This window comes from Rhodococcus sp. Z13 (assembly GCF_025837095.1).
GTDB classification, from domain to species: Bacteria; Actinomycetota; Actinomycetes; order Mycobacteriales; family Mycobacteriaceae; genus Rhodococcus; species Rhodococcus sacchari.
Genome location: NZ_CP107551.1, coordinates 2,531,250 through 2,547,872 on the forward strand (window position 1 = coordinate 2,531,250; position 16,623 = coordinate 2,547,872).

Sequence of the window (16,623 nt, forward strand, 5' to 3'; positions counted from 1 at the left end):
CGCCCTGCACTGGCGTAGACAGTAGCGGCAGGACCGGCCCACGTGGGACGTTTGGGTCTCATCCCACAAACCGGTTGTTTGTTACCGTGCGTCACCGTAACGCGAGCCGAAGAGCCCGGCGGGGAACACCCCGGCATCGACGACGGCGTCCCGCCACGGAACCGCCAGGTCGAGCAGCCGTTCCACCCCATTGTCGCCGAGCGCCCGCCACGGCGCGGCGGCCAGGTCGTCGGTGAGATCCTCGACGAGTTCGCGGACCTCGAATCCTTCGCCGGTGAGCTCGCCCCGCTTGTTCAGCAGGCCGCGTTCGCGCAGGCCCTGCTCGGCCGCCGCCCAGTCGTCCCGCGACCAGCCGCGCAGCTTCCGCGCCGGTTCGGCGGCGAAGCCGATGCCGGTGGCGGTGTGGGTGATCAGGGCGTCGAGGCCGGAGAGCCCGGCGGTCTGCAGGGCGGCGATGTGCCCGTCGCCGCGGTACTCGCGCAGCAGGGTCAGGGCGTGCCACAGCCGCAGGTGGGCCTCCTCCGGCCAGGGCAGGTCGGCGTAGGCGGCGTAGAGGGGCCGCCCCTCCGGTCCGGGGATCGCGCGGGCGGAGGTGGCGGCGAGATCCGCGGCCTCGCCCATCTCGGCGGAGTCGACGACCTCCGGGCCGAGCACGCGCCGATAGACGGCGTCGATGCCGCGCAGCCGGGCCGCGGTGATCTCCGCCGGGCCGGCCTGCTCCCAGACGACCGGGACCGCGGAGGCGATCAGCCGCGGCGCGAAGTTGTAGAAGGTCGCGGTGACGACGCCGGGGCCGACAGGACCGAGCGGCGCCGAGCGCGCCCCGAAGTACTGGGCGGCCGGGCCGTCCACGCCGATCGCCGCGAGTTCCCGGGGGATCTCGGGTGCGAAGTAGGCCACCGAGTGCAGCAGTTCGAGTGCGCGGGCGGCACGCCCGGCCGATGAGGGCTCCATGGGAGGGGACCCTACCGACTTCCCTCGCCCGAGTCTGCGGCGCCGCCCGGGGCGAGCGGCTACTTCAGGCCGGCGGCGTCCATGCCGCGCAGTTCCTTCTTCAGGTCGGAGATCTCGTCGCGCAGGCGGGCGGCGAGCTCGAACTGCAGGTCGCGGGCGGCCTGCATCATCTGGTCGGTGAGCTGCTGCACCAGATCGGCGAGTTCGGCGCGCGGCATGGTGGAGGTGTCGCGGCCCTCGACGACGCCGGAGCTGACCGCACGTCCGGATTCGCCCTGGGCGCGGCGCCCGCGCGAGGCGTTGCGCCCGGAGCCGCCGACCTCGACGGTCTCGGTGTCCTCGGCCTCCTGGTAGACCTGGTCGAGGATGTCGGCGATCTTCTTGCGCAGCGGCTGCGGGTCGATGCCGTGCTCGGTGTTGTAGGCGATCTGCTTCTCGCGGCGCCGCTCGGTCTCCTCGATGGCCCGCGCCATCGAGTCGGTGATCTTGTCGGCGTACATGTGCACCTCGCCGGAGACGTTGCGGGCCGCGCGGCCGATCGTCTGGATCAGCGAGGTGGTCGAGCGCAGGAAACCTTCCTTGTCGGCGTCGAGGATCGCCACGAGCGACACCTCGGGCAGGTCGAGGCCCTCGCGGAGCAGGTTGATGCCGATGAGCACGTCGTACTCGCCGAGGCGCAGCTGCCGCAGCAGTTCGACGCGGCGCAGGGTGTCGATGTCGGAGTGCAGGTAGCGCACCCGGATGCCGAGTTCGAGCAGGTAGTCGGTGAGGTCCTCGGCCATCTTCTTGGTGAGGGTGGTGACGAGGACGCGTTCGTCGCGGTCGGCGCGTTCGCGGATCTCGTGCACGAGATCGTCGATCTGCCCCTTGGTGGGCTTGACGACGACCTTCGGGTCGACGAGGCCGGTGGGGCGGATGACCTGCTCGACGAACTCGCCTCCGGTCCGCCCGAGTTCGTAGGGGCCGGGGGTGGCCGACAGGTAGACCGTCTGCCCGATGCGGGCGACGAACTCCTCCCAGGTCAGGGGCCGGTTGTCGACGGCCGACGGGAGCCGGAACCCGAAGTCGACGAGGTTGCGCTTGCGCGACATGTCGCCCTCGTACATCGCGCCGATCTGCGGCACGGTGACGTGCGACTCGTCGATGACGAGGAGGAAGTCCTCGGGGAAGTAGTCGATGAGCGTCGCGGGCGCGGAGCCGGCGGGGCGTCCGTCGATGTGGCGGGAGTAGTTCTCGATGCCGGAACAGAAGCCGACCTGCCGGATCATCTCGATGTCGTACTGGGTGCGCATGCGCAGCCGCTGCGCCTCGAGCAGTTTGCCGCGGTTCTCCAGGTCGGCCAGGCGTTCCTCGAGTTCGGCCTCGATGCTCGCGACGGCGCGTTCCATGCGTTCGGGACCGGCGACGTAGTGGGTGGCCGGGAAGATGCGCAGGGAGTCGACCTTGCGGACGACGTCGCCGGTGAGCGGGTGCAGGTAGTACAGGGCGTCGATCTCGTCGCCGAAGAACTCGATGCGCACGGCGAGTTCCTCGTAGGCGGGGATGATGTCGACGGTGTCGCCCTTGACGCGGAACGATCCGCGGGTGAACGCCGTGTCGTTGCGGGTGTACTGGACGTCGACGAGCAGACGCAGCAGCGCGTCGCGGGGCACCTCCACGCCGACCTCGAGCTGGATGGACCGGTCGAGATAGGACTGCGGCGTGCCGAGGCCGTAGATGCACGAGACGGAGGCGACGACCACCACGTCGCGGCGCGAGAGCAGCGACGAGGTGGCCGAGTGCCGCAGCCGTTCGACGTCGTCGTTGATCGACGAGTCCTTCTCGATGTAGGTGTCGGTCTGCGCGATGTACGCCTCGGGCTGGTAGTAGTCGTAGTACGAGACGAAGTACTCGACGGCGTTGTGCGGCAACATCTCCCGCAGCTCGTTGGCGAGCTGGGCAGCGAGGGTCTTGTTGGGGGCCATCACCAGGGTGGGCCGCTGCATCCGCTCGATGAGCCAGGCGGTGGTCGCGGACTTGCCGGTGCCGGTGGCGCCGAGCAGGACGACGTCCTTCTCCCCCGCCTTCAGCCGGCGTTCGAGCTCGTCGATCGCGGCGGGCTGGTCGCCGGCCGGCTCGTACTCGCTGACGACCTTGAAGCGACCTTCGGTGCGCTCGATATCGCCCACCGGGCGGAACTCCGAGTGGGCGACGACTGGATGTTCACTTGCGAACGCCATGCACCCCAGGGTAGGCGCTCCCACCGACACGGACGCGGGCGCCGCCTCCGGCGCGCTCCGGCCCGCTAGCGTGCAGGCATGCCTGCCGTCCCGCATCACGTGAAGACCGAGACGTTCGACGTCGCGGCGCGAACCAATACCGACCCGAAGGGTTTCGTCCGGCCGGTGGACGTCTACCGCGTCGAGCCGTGGGGCCTGTACATGGCGCGACCGTCGGATCATCCGCAGTTCCACTATCTGGAGTCGTGGCTGCTGCCGGAGCTGGGCCTGCGGGTGTCGATCTTCCACTTCACACCGGGCAACGAACGCGACCAGGACCGCTACGTCGACGTCGGGCGGTTCTGGCGCGAGGGCGAGCTGTGGCATTCGCGCGACCATTTCCTCGACCTGGTGGTGCGCACCGGGCGCGAGACGCTCGTCGAGGACGTCGACGAGTTGTTCGCGGCGGTGGGCGCCGGGCTGCTGGACGCGGACGCGGCGGAGGCGGCGGTGCACACCGCGCTGCGCACCGTCGACGGGATCGCCGCCCACGGCTACGACCTCGATGCGTGGCTGCACGCGCAGGGTGCGCCGGTCTCCTGGCGGTGACCCCGCGGGGCCACCGCCGGGTGCGCGGTCAGCGTCCGTCCGCCCCACGCGCGCCGGAGCGACCTGCCGGTGCGGCGATCCGGCGCCCTGGGCGGCGAGGCCGGCGTGCGTGGGCGGATCCGACGGCACGTGCGCGGGGCGTCGTCGCTCGAATTCGGTGCGCAGCACCGGCACGACCTCGCGGCCGAGGATCTCGATCTGGTCGAGCACCATCTCGAGCGGCAGCCCGGCGTGGTCGACGAGGAACAGTTGCCGCTGGTAGTCGCCGGCGTAGTCGGCGAACCCGAGGGTACGTTCGATCACCTGCTCGGGGATGCCGACCGTGAGCGGGGTGGTCGCGGAGAACTCCTCGAACGACGGGCCGTGGCCGTAGACGGGGGCATTGTCGGCCCTCCCCGTCGGGGTCGCGTTCGCGCCAGAGGCGGCGCAGCAGGTGGTAGTTCTCGAGGGCGAGCGGGATGCCCTGGCGGATGTCCTTGCCGAACCAGGGGTGGACGGGCCCGGTGTTGCCGCGGCCGAGCATGAGGTCGACACGACCACCCGAGAGATGCTGCAGCATCGCGAAGTCCTCGGCGATCTTCACCGGATCGCTGGTGGTGATCAGAGTGGTCGCGGTGGACAGGATCAGCTTCTCGGTGCGGGCGGCGATCCAGCCGAGCATCGTGGTCGGCGAGGACGGCACGAAGGGCGGGTTGTGGTGCTCGCCGGACGCGAAGACGTCGAGGCCCACCTCCTCGGCCTTCAGCGCGATCTTCGTCATCGCGAGGATGCGGTCGTGTTCGGTGGGGATCCGGCCCGTGGTGGGATCGCGGGTCATGTCGCCGATGGTGAAGATGCCGAACTGCACGACGAACCTCCGCCAAATAGTTGAAGTATCAACCACCCTGACCGAGGGGTCCGCCGGATCATTCCCCGGCGCGGTGCCATTCCCCGGTGCGGTGCGCAGCATGCGCACCGCACCGGAACGTCAGGCCGACCAGCCGGTCTTCTCGGCCCACTCCCACGCCCGGTGATAGGCGCGGTCGAACCACGGGGCCTTGAGCGCGGCGTAGGCCGCGGCCGCCTCGGCACCGGCCTGATGCTGCGCCGCCGCCTCGGCCGCGGCGGTGGCCTCGAGCGCCTCTGCCGCGGCGGTGGCCTCGAGCGCCTCTGCCGCGGCGGTTGCCTTGAGATCGGCGTACTCCTGCCGCGCCTCGGCGTCGGCCGTCAGCCAGTCGCGCAGCAGCAGCGCGAACTGCTGGGCGGGCCAGCCGTCGACACGCACGGCCACCCGCGCGGGACGTCCCGGATCGGCGCTGCCGTGCAGCCGCATCGCCCACACCCCGGGATCGGTCTCGCCACCCGCACCGTAGGAGGGCTTCGGCTCGTCGCTCACCACGTCCTCGATCCGGGGGAAGCCCGCGGCGGCGAGCGCCGGGGCGAGCGCGTCCGCCGCGTCCAGGTCGGCGACGGTGATCTGCAGATCGAGCACGTCGACCGCATCCAGTCCGGGCACCGCGGTGGAGCCGACGTGGTCGATCCGCACCGCCGCTCCCCCGGCCGCGAGCGCGAGCCGGGCGACGAGCCGCTGCGCCTGGCGGTGCCAGTCCTCCCGTGCGGGGACCGGCACGGGCTGCGGGTCGACGACCCGGCCCTCCCGCAGGTTCCGCTCGAACGGGACGAGCCGTTCGGTCCACAGGCGCCGCACCTGCTCGACCACCGCGTCGCGGTCACCGGTGTTGTCGAGCCAGACGTCGGCGACCTCGCGGCGTTGTTCCACGGTCGCCTGCGCCGCGATGCGGGCGCGGGCGTCGGCCTCCGGCATGCCGCGCTGTTCGACGAGCCGCCGCAGGCGCTGGTCCTCGTCGGCGTGGACCACCGCGACGAGGTGGAATCCCGCCGCCATGCCGCCTTCGACGAGCAACGGGATGTCCTGCACGACGATGCCGTCGGCGGGTGCGGCGGCCACCAGTTCGGCGGTGCGCCGGCCGACCCGCGGGTGGGTGATGGCGTTGAGCACGGCCCGGGCCTCGTCGCTGGCGAACGCCCTGGCGGCGAGGGCGGGCCGGTCGAGACTGCCGTCCGGCTGGAGGATGTCCTCCCCGAAGGCGTCGACGAGTTCGGCGAGTCCGTCGGAGCCGGGCGCGACCACCTCCCGGGCGATGGCGTCGGCGTCGACGAGCACCGCGCCCAGGTCGACGAGTTCCTTGGCGACGGTCGACTTGCCCGCCCCGATTCCTCCGGTCAGCCCCATTCTCAGCACGCCGACAGTCTCGCATCACCGCGCCGCCCCGGCATCATCGCGGTCGCTACGAGCCTTCCCGCATCGTCGGACCCGACAGGGCGATGACGTACTCCCCCGCCTCCTCGTCGAAGTCGACGGTGTACAGGGTGGGGTAGTAGCCGGTGCGCCGGTAGGCGGCCGGCTGCTCGACGACCTCCCGCAGGGACGGCCGGGTGGCCAGCCGGTCCCGGGTCATCATCGGCTCGATGAAGACGAACTCGCCGTCCCACGACCCGTGGAGCAGCACCTCGGTGAACTCGAAGGAGCCGGGGGCCACGCCGTCGGCGGCGTTCGTCCGGTGCATGCCCATGAACGGCACGGTGTTCTCGACGGGCGAGCCCGGCGGGGCGGAGCCCGCGGGGACGTAGCGGGGGTCGGGCCGCGCCGCCGGCCTCCGGGAGGAAGCCGTCGCCGCAGCCGGTCGGGGCGAGTGCGGCGCTCGCCACGAGGCCGAGTCCGGTGATCGATCGGACGATGCGCATTGACTGCCCTGTTCGGGTCGAGGGGTCGGTGGTGGGGGCCGGTGTCGGGCGGTGCGCGGTCATCGGGAGGTACGCACGACCTGCCCGACGCGCAGCACCCCGTGGGCATCGTGTTCGTCGGCGAGGGCACCGAGCCAGTGCGCGGTGTCGTCGTCGTAGGTGCGGGCGATCCGGGCCGGGTCGCCGGTGGCCGCGAAGTTGGGCATCGCCGTCCCCGTGGTCCACGGCGCCAGCGCCCGGTCGAGGACGTGGGTGTGCGGGACGACGGCGTCGGCGACCGGCGGGGCGAGCACCCCGATGACCATCACGGAGAAGGCGGCGTCGCGGTGGCAGAAGACGCTGCGGTGCCGCGGTTCCCGGTCCAGCGCACCGCCGAGCAAGCGCAGCTCGACGATCGTCTGCGGCGAGTGCGAGCCCGGCCCCGCGACCGCCAGCAGGGCGTCGATCGCCTCGTGGGTCAGGTCACGGGTCAGTGCGCTGTACTCGTGGGAGGGCATCGGGTCGACCGGGTCGGCGTGCACGGCCCCGAGCGCCGTGTAGGGCAGTGTGCCGATGCCGTCGAGGATCGGGGTGGCCACACCGCGCAGGGCACCGATGATCGCTTCTGCGTCGGCCGCGTCCGCGACGCTCGCGAACCGGACGGAGACGGTGGCACGTCCCGCGAGGGGTCGGGGCACTCCCGGCAGCGGCGGGAGCTGGAGGAAGGCCAGCGAGGTGGAGGTGTGCTCGGGCAGGTCCGCGCACAGGTCCAGCCAGGTGTGGGCCACCGCCGCGGCGTCCGCGCCGTCGAAGTACAGGGCGCCGCCGTAGAAGCTCGGCAGGGGCATCAGGTCGATCTCGACGGCGGTGACGATCCCGAGGGTCGCCTTGCCGCCGCGCAGTCCCCGGAACAGTTCGGCGTGCTGGTCGGGGGTCACGCGGAGCACGTCCCCGTTGCCGGTGACGAGGTCGAAGGCCCGCACGTGGTCGGCGGACAACCCGTAGGTGCGCACCAGGGGCCCGACGCCCCCGCCGGTCAGGAAGCCGGCCACGCCGACGTTCGGGGACGATCCGGCGAGCGGGGCCAGGCCGTGGGGCGCGGCGGCGTCGATGACCTGCTGCCACACCAGCCCGGCGCCGAGCCGCGCGGTGCGGGTGCCCGGATCGATCGTGCATTCGGTGAGGCGGGCGGTGTACACGAGCAGGACGTCGTCGCCGAGCGGCACGGCACCGTGCCCGGTGCGTTGCACGGCCACCTTCAAATCGTGTTCGGCGGCGAACCGGACAGTGGTGACGACGTCGAACGCGGACTCGACGGCGATCACCGCCCGGGGCCGGACCGGGACGGCGAGGTTCCAGGGTGTGGCGGCGTCGTAGCCGGGTTCGCCGGGGAGGGCGACGGATCCGGAGATCGTCGTGCGGAGCGTGTCGAGGGGGTCGGTACCGAGGGTGGGCATCCGGGAGGTCATCTGCACTGTCCTTTCGTCACAGGTTCTCGGCTGTGACGAAAGGGTGCCGAGGCGCACTTGGCGGGTTCTTGCGGCGCGATCCGCGCGCCGTCCAGGCGTCCTCCAAGGACCGGTCAGGTCGGGATCGACCGCGTCGGTTCAGGTCGGGATCGACCGCGTCGGTTCAGGTCGGGATCGACCGCGTCGGTTCAGGCCGGGATCGACCGTGCGTAGGCCGCGAGGCCCAGCATCCCCGTGCGGGTCGCCGCGTCGGCGATGTCGGCGATCTCGCGGCTGCGCTGCGCGGACGGTGGCCTCAGCTGGGCACGCAGCAACCGGCACCGCAACAGGGTCGGTGGGCTCGCGGTGCGGGTCGCGAGCTCCTCGGCCCGATCGAGCAACCGCACGGCGTCGTCGGTGCGGCCGAGCAGCGCCTGCAGCCGCGCACAGACCTCCGCCACCGAGCCGATCACCCCGACCTGCCCCACCGTCGCGATGCGGTCGGTGAACGGGCCGAGCAGGTCGAGGAACAACTCGGCGTACTCGACGAGCCCGAGGTCGGCGACGACCCGCCCGATGAGGGTCCGGTGCCCGAGGGTCGTCCACGTGAAGGGGGCGCCCTTGGCCGCCCACTGCTCGATGTCACGGGCGACGGTCTCGGTGTCCCGGCGGGCACCGGCGATGGCGATGCTCCACGAATCCGGTTCCACCGTGCCGGGATCCGCGTCGGCGAGGGTGCCGCACTCCCATTCGAGGGTGTTGGTGGCCAGGTCGGCGCTGCCCGCCGTGTACAGCTCGGTCTGCAGATGGAACTGCCGGGCGGTCTCGTAGTGGCGCCTACCCTCGGCGAAGTCCCCGTGCCACACCGCGAGGGTCGCCTCCATCCAGCGCAGCTGCACGCGGATCACGGGCAGCCGCAGCAGGTCGCAGCCGATGATGCCCCGGCGGACGTGGTTCGTGGCGGCGTCGACGTCGGCCAGGTTCATCCGGGCCATGCTCCCGAGGGCGTGGGCGAGCACCTCGTCGAAGCGGCTCTGCTGGTGCGGAAGGGCGAGGAGTTCGTCGATGAGAGCGACGGATTCGTGACTGTGCGTCGCGACCCCCGAGTAGAGGAGGAGCCGACCCAGCAGGGCGTCGGCGAGCACGTCGGGGTCGTGGAGGTCGCGTGCGATCTCGAGGGCGGTCCGGCTCAGGCCGTCGGGCACCGACGAGTCGGGGTGGTAGCAGTACCCCGCGGCCAGTGCGGCGAGCACCCGGACGCGGGCCGCACGGTCGTCGGCGACGAACGGTTCGAGGGCCGCGAGCCGTTCGAGGACGGGTCCCGGATCCTTGCCGTAGGACACCCACGGCCATGCCCCGGCGGAGCGCAGCAGGGTCGCGGCCAGGCGCCCCGCCGTCGCGGTGCGGCCGTCCCGCACCGCGTCGAGGAGACCGGCCTCCACGGCGTCGAGCACGGTCTGTCCCCGCCCGGATCGCACGAGCTCCTCGACGTGGGCGACGAGCAGGTCGTCGCGGGTGCCGGGATCCCGGTCGGAGGCGGGCAGCAGGTCGAAGGCCCGCACGGCGGCGTCCCACCAGCGGGCCGCCTCCTCGGAGATCCACCGGTCGGTGGCCTCCCGCGCCGCGACGACGCACGCGTCGAGCACGTCGCGCGGATCGACGAGGGGTGACGCGGCCACCAGGTGCTGGGCGCGGCGGCTCGCCCGGTCGGGGTCCGCGGAGTCGGCCAGTGCCTCCGCGACCCGCGCGTGGATGCGCTGGCGCCGGATGGCGGGGATGGCGGCGAGCACCTCCTCCCGCAGCAGTCCGTGGGCGAAGGCGTAGCCCCGCAGGCCGGGGTCGGCGACGATGATGCGTTCGTCGGCGGCGCCGTCGAGGTAGTCGGCGAGGGTGTCGGGATCGAGGCGGGTCGCGGCGGCGAGGATGTCCATCTCGATGGTGTCGCCGACGATCGCGGCGACCCGCAGGACCTGCAGGACGGCCGGTTCCACCGCGGCGAGCCGCCGGCCGAGGACGGAGCGGACGGCCATCGGGATGCCGCCGTCGAGGCGTTCGTCGCGGGGCAGCCGGGCGTATTCGGACACGAACAGCGGGTTGCCGCCGGTCCGTTCGGCGAGCAGGCGGGCCTCACCGGCGTCGAGCGGTTCACCGCTCACGTGACCGGCCAGGGCGGCGACCTCGGTCTCCGCGAGGGCCGGGACCTCGAGGTGCCGGTTGCCGTCGCCGTGCAGGACCGCGTCCACGAGTCTCTGCACGCCGGGGGTGGTCTCGGAGTCCCGGAGGGTGCACACGAACCAGACGCCGCGTTTGTGCAGGGCGCCGGCGAGATGGAGCAGGCAGCGCAGGGAGGCCGCGTCGACCCACTGGATGTCGTCGAGCACGACGGTGAGCACAGGGGTGCGGGTCGCGGCGGTCTCGATAGCGGTCAGGACCCGTTCGTAGACGGCGAACCGGGCTTCGTCGGACTCCACCCCGGTGGGTGGGATCAGGGTGTCGTCGGCATCGGCGCCGAGCTCGCGCAGGACCCGCCGGACGGGCCACCACGCCGGTGCGCCGTCGTCCTCGAGGCAGCGGGCCCACACGGTGGTGCCGCCGACCGCGGCGGTGCGCACCTCGCACTCCTCCGCGAGGCGGGTCTTGCCGATGCCGGCGGGCCCGGTGAGCACGACCCAGCGGGTGGCGCCGGACCGCACCTCGTCGAGCATCCGGTCGAGGGTACCGGTCTCGGCGGTGCGGCCGACGAACATGCGCCCGGGTGCCGGGACCTCCGCGGCGACGGCCGGGCTGGACGGTGAGGGGACCTCCTCCGCTCCCGTCCAGCCCCGGGTGCGGGGCCAGGCCGCCAGACCCGGTTCGTGCCGGAGGATCGAGCCCTGGAGGTCGACGAGTTCCGTCCCGGGCCGCAGTCCCAGATCGGCGTCGAGCCGGTTCTCGTGCAGGCGGAACTGTTCGAGGGCCTCCGACGAGCGGCCCGCCCGGTGCAGGGCGAGCATGCGTAGCCAGCAGGTGCGGTCGCGGTAGGGGAACTCGGTGCACAGTTCGGTGGCGTCGACGAGTGCGGGCGCGAGCCGGCCCAGCGCGAGCAGCGCGGTGATCCGTGTTTCGCGGCATTCGATGCGCACCTCGTCGAAGGAGGCGGCGGCGACCTCCACCCAGTGTTCGTCGCGCAGGTCGTCGAGGAGGTGTCCGCGCACCGATCCGAGGGCCCGGTCGGCCGTCTCCAGGGCGAGTTCCCAGGCCCCGTCCTCGGCGTGGCGCCGGGCGGTCTCGGCGTCGTCGAGGAAGCGGGACAGGTCCACCCTGTCGGCGGGGATGTCGAGGACGTAGCCGGGTGGCTGGCGCACGATCGGGGAGGCCGCACTGCTCCCCCCGCGCAGGACCCGCCGCAGGTTGGAGATGTAGGCCTGCAGGCTCGCCGTCGCACTGGCGGGCGCGTCGTCCTGCCACAGGGCGTCGATCAGCCGGTCGGTGGAGACCACGCGGCCGCGGTTGAGCAGCAGGACGGCGAGGACCGCCCGTTGCTTGCGCGGCCCGAGATCCACCTGCGCCGCGGACGAGGAAGATCCGGCGCCCTCGTCGTCGGCCGGATCCCGCAGCACCGCCAGTGGTCCCAGCACTCGGTACTGCATGCGGTGAGCTCCCTCGCCCCGTCCGACCCCGACGATTGTTGCAGTGTAGGGACAGTTCCCACCGTCTGCGCGACATCGGCTCCACACCGCCGCCCGCGGAACCACGTGTCGATCACGGCGTGGTCACGGACGGGTCGCGTGCTCGTCCGGAAATCGGACACACCCCGTCCCACCTGCGGCATATGCGTGGAAGCAGGGTTCCAGTCCGTTATCGTCGTTGCGAAGCGTCCGACCCCGGCTCGTCCGGATCATCCGAGAAGGCAGGCCATGCGATCCTCCCACTCTTACGTCGGTCGGCACCGCCTCGGCACGGAGAACGGTGTTCACTGCATCCTCATCCCCGAGGTCGCCGCCGCCCTCGCCGAGCACCGGCGCAACTGGTTCACCTCGCTCGTGACGAATGCGCGGCACAGCCAGGCCGCGATCCGTAAGCGCACGGCAGCCCTGCCGACGGCCCAGTGGGCGTCCCCCGCGGTGGGCTGAGCACCGCTTCACACATCGACGACGGCGCCGGCCCTCTCCCGTTCGGGAGGGGCCGGCGCCGTTTCGTCCGTGCCTCCGTACGGGAGGTCCGGAAAAGGCGGCCCCGCACCGTGTGGTGCGGGGCCGCCCGGGTGAAGCGTTGTGCGTCAGGCGTTGCCGGACAGCTTCTCGCGGAGCGCAGCGAGCTGGGCGTCGCTGGCGAGCGATCCACCGGTCTCGGAGGCCGACTCGGCACCCGACTCGGAGGAGTAGTTGCCACCGGACACGCCGGCCGCAGCCTCGGCGGCCTCGTCGGCAGCCATCTTCTCGATCTGAGCGGTGTGCATCTTGTGGCGACGCTCGGCCTCGGCGTAGCGGGACTCCCACTCCTCACGCTGCTTCTCGTAGCCCTCGAGCCATTCGTTGGTCTCGGGATCGAAGCCCTCGGGGAAGATGTAGTTGCCCTGCTCGTCGTAGCTGTCGGCCATGCCGTACTTCGACGGATCGAACTCGGCGGTGTAGTCCTCGTTGGCCTGCTTCAGCGACAGCGAGATGCGACGACGCTCGAGGTCGATGTCGATGACCTTGACCATCGCATCGTCGCCGACCGCGACGACCTGGTCCGGAACCTCGACGTGGCGCTCGGCCAGCTCGGAGATGTGGACGAGGCCCTCGATGCCCTCCTCGACGCGGACGAAGGCGCCGAACGGAACGAGCTTGGTGACCTTGCCCGGAACGATCTGGCCGATCGCGTGGGTGCGGGCGAACTGACGCCACGGGTCTTCCTGGGTGGCCTTGAGCGACAGGGAGACGCGCTCGCGGTCGAGATCGACGTCGAGGACCTCGACGGTGACCTCGGTGCCCACCTCGACGACCTCGGACGGGTGATCGATGTGCTTCCAGGACAGCTCGGAGACGTGCACGAGGCCGTCGACACCGCCGAGATCGACGAAGGCGCCGAAGTTGACGATGGAGGACACGACGCCCTTGCGGACCTGACCCTTCTGGAGCTGGTGCAGGAACTCGCTGCGGACCTCGGACTGGGTCTGCTCGAGCCATGCGCGGCGCGACAGGACCACATTGTTGCGGTTCTTGTCGAGCTCGATGATCTTGGCCTCGATCTCCTTGCCGACGTACGGCTGGAGGTCGCGGACGCGACGCATCTCGACGAGCGAGGCGGGCAGGAAGCCGCGCAGACCGATGTCGAGGATCAGGCCGCCCTTGACGACCTCGATGACGGTGCCCTTGACAGCCTCGTCCTTCTCCTTGAGCTCCTCGATCGTGCCCCAGGCGCGCTCGTACTGCGCACGCTTCTTGGACAGGATCAGGCGGCCTTCCTTGTCCTCCTTGGTGAGAACGAGGGCCTCGACCTCATCGCCCACCGACACGACCTCGTTGGGGTCGACATCGTGCTTGATGGAGAGCTCGCGGGACGGGATGACGCCTTCGGTCTTGTAACCGATGTCGAGCAGCACCTCGTCGCGGTCGACCTTGACGATGGTGCCTTCGACGATGTCGCCATCGTTGAAGTACTTGATCGTGGCGTCGACGGCGGCGAGGAAATCCTCGGCGGAGCCGATGTCGTTGACGGCTACCTGCGGCGAGGTGACGGTGGTGGAGGCCATGTGTTGAGTTGCTCCGGACGGGTTGTTAGTCGGTTGGTCAAATGCGGTCGGGCTCGCGATCCACCCATTGCCGCGAGGCGATGTGCGGGTCACGGCGAGTGGAGCGGATCGACCCGGGAGCCGAACAGCGGACACTCGCGATCACCAGGCTACGCGTCGGAGGGGACCTGGGCAAACCGATACGCAGGACCACTCGCGCGACCCTCTAGGCTGGACCATATGTCCGGATCCGAAAACGCCTCCCCCGCACCGTCGCAGCCCGGCGACGATTCCCCGACGTCGCAGGTCGGAGGCACCCCAGCGGAGCCGGCCGAGGAAACCGAGCGGCACGCCACCGCGGCCGAGCTGCTCGGCGAGACCCGGCCGGCCCGGACCCGTCTCGGCTCCCTCGCCAGCGAACGCGCCAACCGCACCTGGTGGGACGCCGACGCCGACGACTACCACCGTACCCACGGCGAGTTCCTCGGGGTGGACTCGAGCGAGGGCGAGTTCGTGTGGTGTCCCGAGGGGCTCCACGAGGCCGACGTGCAGCTGCTGGGCCCGGTCGCGGGGCGCGACGTGCTCGAGATCGGCTGCGGGTCCGCGCCGTGCACCCGCTGGCTCGACGGCCTGGGTGCCCGCGCGGTGGGCCTGGACGTCTCGGAGGGGATGCTGCGTCGCGGCCTCGCCGCGATGGACGCCGCGGGCCGGCGGGTGCCGCTGGTGCAGGCGGGCGCCGAGAACCTGCCGTTCCCGGACGCGAGTTTCGACATCGTGTGCTCGGCCTTCGGCGGGGTGCCCTTCGTCGCCGACTCGGCGCGGGTGATGCGGGAGGTCGCGCGGGTGCTGCGGCCGGGTGGACGCTGGGTGTTCTCGGTGAACCACCCGATGCGCTGGATCTTCGCCGACGATCCGGGCGAGCAGGGACTGGTCGCGATGTTCTCCTATTTCGACCGCACCCCCTACGTGGAGTTCGACGCCGAGGGCGAGGCGGTCTACGCCGAGCATCACCGGACGATCGGCGACCGGGTCCGCGAGCTGGTCGCGGCCGGGCTCGAGCTCTACGACATCGTCGAACCCGAGTGGCCGGAGCATCTCGACCGCGAGTGGGGTCAGTGGAGTCCGTTGCGCGGGGAGATCTTCCCCGGCACCGCGATCTTCTGCAGCCGCAAACCGGAGCGGGCCTGACCCCAGCTCCGGCCCCCCGGCCGGTCCCCACCGACCGGGGATCAGAGGAGCCGGGACAGGAACTCCCGGGTGCGGCTCTCCTTCGGGTTCGACAGCAGTTCGCGCGGGTCGCCGGCCTCGACGACGACACCGCCGTCCATGAACACCAGCTGGTCGGCGACCTCCCGGGCGAAACCCATCTCGTGAGTGACCACGACCATCGTCATGCCGCCCTCGGCGAGATCGCGCATGACGGCGAGCACCTCGCCGACGAGTTCCGGGTCGAGCGCCGAGGTGGGCTCGTCGAACAGCATCAGCTTGGGTTCCATCGCCAGCGCCCGGGCGATCGCGACACGCTGCTGCTGCCCGCCGGACAGCTGGGCCGGATAGGCGTCGGCCTTGCTCGCGAGCCCGACCCGTCCGAGCAGGTCCCGTGCCCGCTCGATCGCCGCGTCGCGTTTGACCTTCTTGACGAGGATCGGGGCCTCGATCACGTTCTCGAGGACGGTGCGGTGCGGGAACAGGTTGAAGTGCTGGAACACCATGCCGATGTCTCGGCGTTGCCGCGCCGCCGCGCGCGGGTGCAGCTCGTACAGCCTGGAGCCGCGTTCGGCGTAGCCGACGAGTTCACCGTCGACGTAGAGCCGACCGGCGTCGACCCGTTCGAGGTGGTTGATGCACCGCAGGAAGGTCGACTTGCCGGAGCCGGACGGGCCGATGAGGCAGGTGACCTGGCCGCGGCCGACCTCGAGAGAGATGCCCTTGAGCACCTTCACGGCACCGAAGCTCTTGCAGACCCGGTCGGCCCGGACCATGGGGGTGTCGGCTGTGGTCACCTCGCGTCCTCTCCTGGTGCGCCGGGCTTGGGGGTGTCGAGGGTCAGTCCCGCGACCGGCGTGTTCTGCGCGTCGGCCAGGGCCTGCAGCTGCCGGGCGGTGAGCTGCCGGCTCACACCCTTCGAGAAGTACCGCTCGAGGTAGAACTGGCCGATCATGAGCACGCTGGTGATGGCGAGGTACCAGGTGGCCGCGACCAGCAGCAGCGGGATGGGCTGGAAGTTCGCGCCGGAGATGTCCCGGGCGCGGCCGTACAACTCGAGGCTGTAGGGCACGGCCGCGACCAGCGAGGTGGTCTTGAGCATGCTGATCAGTTCGTTGCCGGTGGGCGGGATGATCACCCGCATCGCCTGCGGCAGCACGGTGCGCCGGATGGTCTGCGACCACGACATGCCGAGCGCGGTGGACGCCTCGATCTGCCCTTCGGGCACCGACGAGATGCCGGCCCGCACGATCTCGGCCATGTAGGCGGCCTCGTTGAGGGCGAGGCCGATCACCGCGAACAGGAACGCCGCGTTGATGCCCTGCACGTCGATGTGGACGAACTGGTGGACGAACGGGATGCCGATGTCGATCTGCTTGTAGATCGACGGGAACAGGCCCCACAGCACCAGCTGCACGTACACCGGGGTGCCACGGAAGACCCACAGGTACAGCCACGCCACCGAGCGCAGCACCGGATTCGGGGACAACCGCATCACGGCGAGCAGCACACCGAGGAGTACGGCGAACAGCATCGCGAGCACCGTGAGCTGGATGGTCTTCCACGCGGCGGCGGTGATCCGGCGGTCGAACAGGTACTGGAAGTAGACGTCCCAGCGGTAGGCCTCGTTGGTGGCCGCACCCCAGGCGAACAGGCCCAGGGCGATCAGGACGAGGGCGCCGGAGATCCACCGGCCGGGATGGCGCAGCGGTACCGCGCGGATCGGTTCCGGTTCGTCCTGTCGCGGGTCCGCGGGTGACGCGGACGTGGACTCGCTCATGGTTCCCTT

At 71.3% G+C, this 16,623-nt stretch carries 12 protein-coding genes and 1 pseudogene; 3 read left to right on the forward strand and 10 right to left on the reverse strand.

The window, feature by feature from the left end:
* Positions 1 to 81 precede the first annotated feature (81 nt).
* A complete protein-coding gene (locus tag OED52_RS11495) occupies positions 82 to 954 on the reverse strand; it encodes an SCO6745 family protein (RefSeq protein WP_264151028.1) in 873 nt (290 codons plus the stop codon).
* Between the two features lie 59 nt (positions 955 to 1,013).
* Positions 1,014 to 3,173, reverse strand: a complete 2,160-nt coding sequence (gene uvrB / locus OED52_RS11500) for an excinuclease ABC subunit UvrB (protein WP_264154668.1) — start codon at positions 3,171 to 3,173, stop codon at positions 1,014 to 1,016.
* Between the two features lie 78 nt (positions 3,174 to 3,251).
* Here uvrB and OED52_RS11505 point away from each other — a divergent pair, with 78 nt between their 5' ends.
* A complete protein-coding gene (locus tag OED52_RS11505; protein ID WP_264154669.1) occupies positions 3,252 to 3,761 on the forward strand; it encodes a ribonuclease FAU-1 family protein in 510 nt (169 codons plus the stop codon).
* 33 nt (positions 3,762 to 3,794) lie between these two features.
* On the opposite strand, the pseudogene OED52_RS11510 reads toward OED52_RS11505, so the two are convergent.
* The 5 genes and pseudogenes from OED52_RS11510 to OED52_RS11530 all read right to left on the reverse strand — a co-directional run.
* Positions 3,795 to 4,608, reverse strand: a pseudogene (locus tag OED52_RS11510) (LLM class flavin-dependent oxidoreductase); the annotation flags it as partial.
* 120 nt (positions 4,609 to 4,728) lie between these two features.
* Complete coding sequence (coaE, locus tag OED52_RS11515; RefSeq protein ID WP_264151029.1) at positions 4,729 to 6,003, reverse strand: dephospho-CoA kinase; 1,275 nt, start codon at positions 6,001 to 6,003, stop codon at positions 4,729 to 4,731.
* Between the two features lie 46 nt (positions 6,004 to 6,049).
* A complete protein-coding gene (locus OED52_RS11520) occupies positions 6,050 to 6,334 on the reverse strand; it encodes a hypothetical protein (RefSeq protein WP_264151030.1) in 285 nt (94 codons plus the stop codon).
* A gap of 231 nt (positions 6,335 to 6,565) precedes the next feature.
* Positions 6,566 to 7,954 carry an FAD-binding oxidoreductase gene (locus OED52_RS11525; protein WP_264151031.1) on the reverse strand — a complete coding sequence of 463 codons (1,389 nt, stop codon included), beginning with the start codon at positions 7,952 to 7,954 and terminating at the stop codon, positions 6,566 to 6,568.
* Positions 7,955 to 8,142: 188 nt separating this feature from the next.
* Complete coding sequence (locus tag OED52_RS11530) at positions 8,143 to 11,562, reverse strand: BTAD domain-containing putative transcriptional regulator (RefSeq protein ID WP_264151032.1); 3,420 nt, start codon at positions 11,560 to 11,562, stop codon at positions 8,143 to 8,145.
* A gap of 267 nt (positions 11,563 to 11,829) precedes the next feature.
* Between OED52_RS11530 and OED52_RS11535 the strand changes: the two genes are divergently transcribed.
* Entirely contained in the window at positions 11,830 to 12,045 is a 216-nt protein-coding gene (locus OED52_RS11535) for a hypothetical protein (RefSeq protein WP_264151033.1), read from the forward strand.
* Positions 12,046 to 12,191: 146 nt separating this feature from the next.
* Here OED52_RS11535 and rpsA read toward each other — a convergent pair whose 3' ends face one another.
* A complete protein-coding gene (gene rpsA, locus OED52_RS11540; RefSeq protein WP_264151034.1) occupies positions 12,192 to 13,649 on the reverse strand; it encodes a 30S ribosomal protein S1 in 1,458 nt (485 codons plus the stop codon).
* Between the two features lie 219 nt (positions 13,650 to 13,868).
* On the opposite strand from rpsA, the gene OED52_RS11545 reads away from it, so the two are divergent.
* Entirely contained in the window at positions 13,869 to 14,816 is a 948-nt protein-coding gene (locus tag OED52_RS11545) for a class I SAM-dependent methyltransferase (RefSeq protein WP_264151035.1), read from the forward strand.
* A gap of 41 nt (positions 14,817 to 14,857) precedes the next feature.
* On the opposite strand, the gene OED52_RS11550 is transcribed toward OED52_RS11545, so the two are convergent.
* Together OED52_RS11550 and OED52_RS11555 are read right to left on the reverse strand one after the other, a co-directional pair.
* Positions 14,858 to 15,610 (reverse strand): amino acid ABC transporter ATP-binding protein, encoded by a 753-nt coding sequence (locus OED52_RS11550; protein ID WP_264154670.1) that lies wholly within the window; start codon positions 15,608 to 15,610, stop codon positions 14,858 to 14,860.
* A 17-nt stretch (positions 15,611 to 15,627) separates the two neighbouring features.
* Positions 15,628 to 16,614: an amino acid ABC transporter permease gene (locus OED52_RS11555; RefSeq protein WP_264151036.1), complete on the reverse strand. Its 987-nt coding sequence runs from the start codon at positions 16,612 to 16,614 to the stop codon at positions 15,628 to 15,630.
* Positions 16,615 to 16,623: the final 9 nt, after the last annotated feature.

What these genes read in the sequence shown, in the direction of transcription:
- OED52_RS11495 (WP_264151028.1), bottom strand. Translation starts at nt 954, where the DNA reads ATGGAGCCCTCATCGGCCGGGCGTGCCGCCCGCGCACTCGAACTGCTG.
- uvrB (WP_264154668.1), bottom strand. Translation starts at nt 3,173, where the DNA reads ATGGCGTTCGCAAGTGAACATCCAGTCGTCGCCCACTCGGAGTTCCGC.
- OED52_RS11505 (WP_264154669.1), top strand. Translation starts at nt 3,252, where the DNA reads ATGCCTGCCGTCCCGCATCACGTGAAGACCGAGACGTTCGACGTCGCG.
- OED52_RS11520 (WP_264151030.1), bottom strand. Translation starts at nt 6,334, where the DNA reads ATGGGCATGCACCGGACGAACGCCGCCGACGGCGTGGCCCCCGGCTCC.
- OED52_RS11525 (WP_264151031.1), bottom strand. Translation starts at nt 7,954, where the DNA reads ATGACCTCCCGGATGCCCACCCTCGGTACCGACCCCCTCGACACGCTC.
- OED52_RS11530 (WP_264151032.1), bottom strand. Translation starts at nt 11,562, where the DNA reads ATGCAGTACCGAGTGCTGGGACCACTGGCGGTGCTGCGGGATCCGGCC.
- OED52_RS11535 (WP_264151033.1), top strand. Translation starts at nt 11,830, where the DNA reads ATGCGATCCTCCCACTCTTACGTCGGTCGGCACCGCCTCGGCACGGAG.
- rpsA (WP_264151034.1), bottom strand. Translation starts at nt 13,649, where the DNA reads ATGGCCTCCACCACCGTCACCTCGCCGCAGGTAGCCGTCAACGACATC.
- OED52_RS11545 (WP_264151035.1), top strand. Translation starts at nt 13,869, where the DNA reads ATGTCCGGATCCGAAAACGCCTCCCCCGCACCGTCGCAGCCCGGCGAC.
- OED52_RS11550 (WP_264154670.1), bottom strand. Translation starts at nt 15,610, where the DNA reads ATGGTCCGGGCCGACCGGGTCTGCAAGAGCTTCGGTGCCGTGAAGGTG.
- OED52_RS11555 (WP_264151036.1), bottom strand. Translation starts at nt 16,614, where the DNA reads ATGAGCGAGTCCACGTCCGCGTCACCCGCGGACCCGCGACAGGACGAA.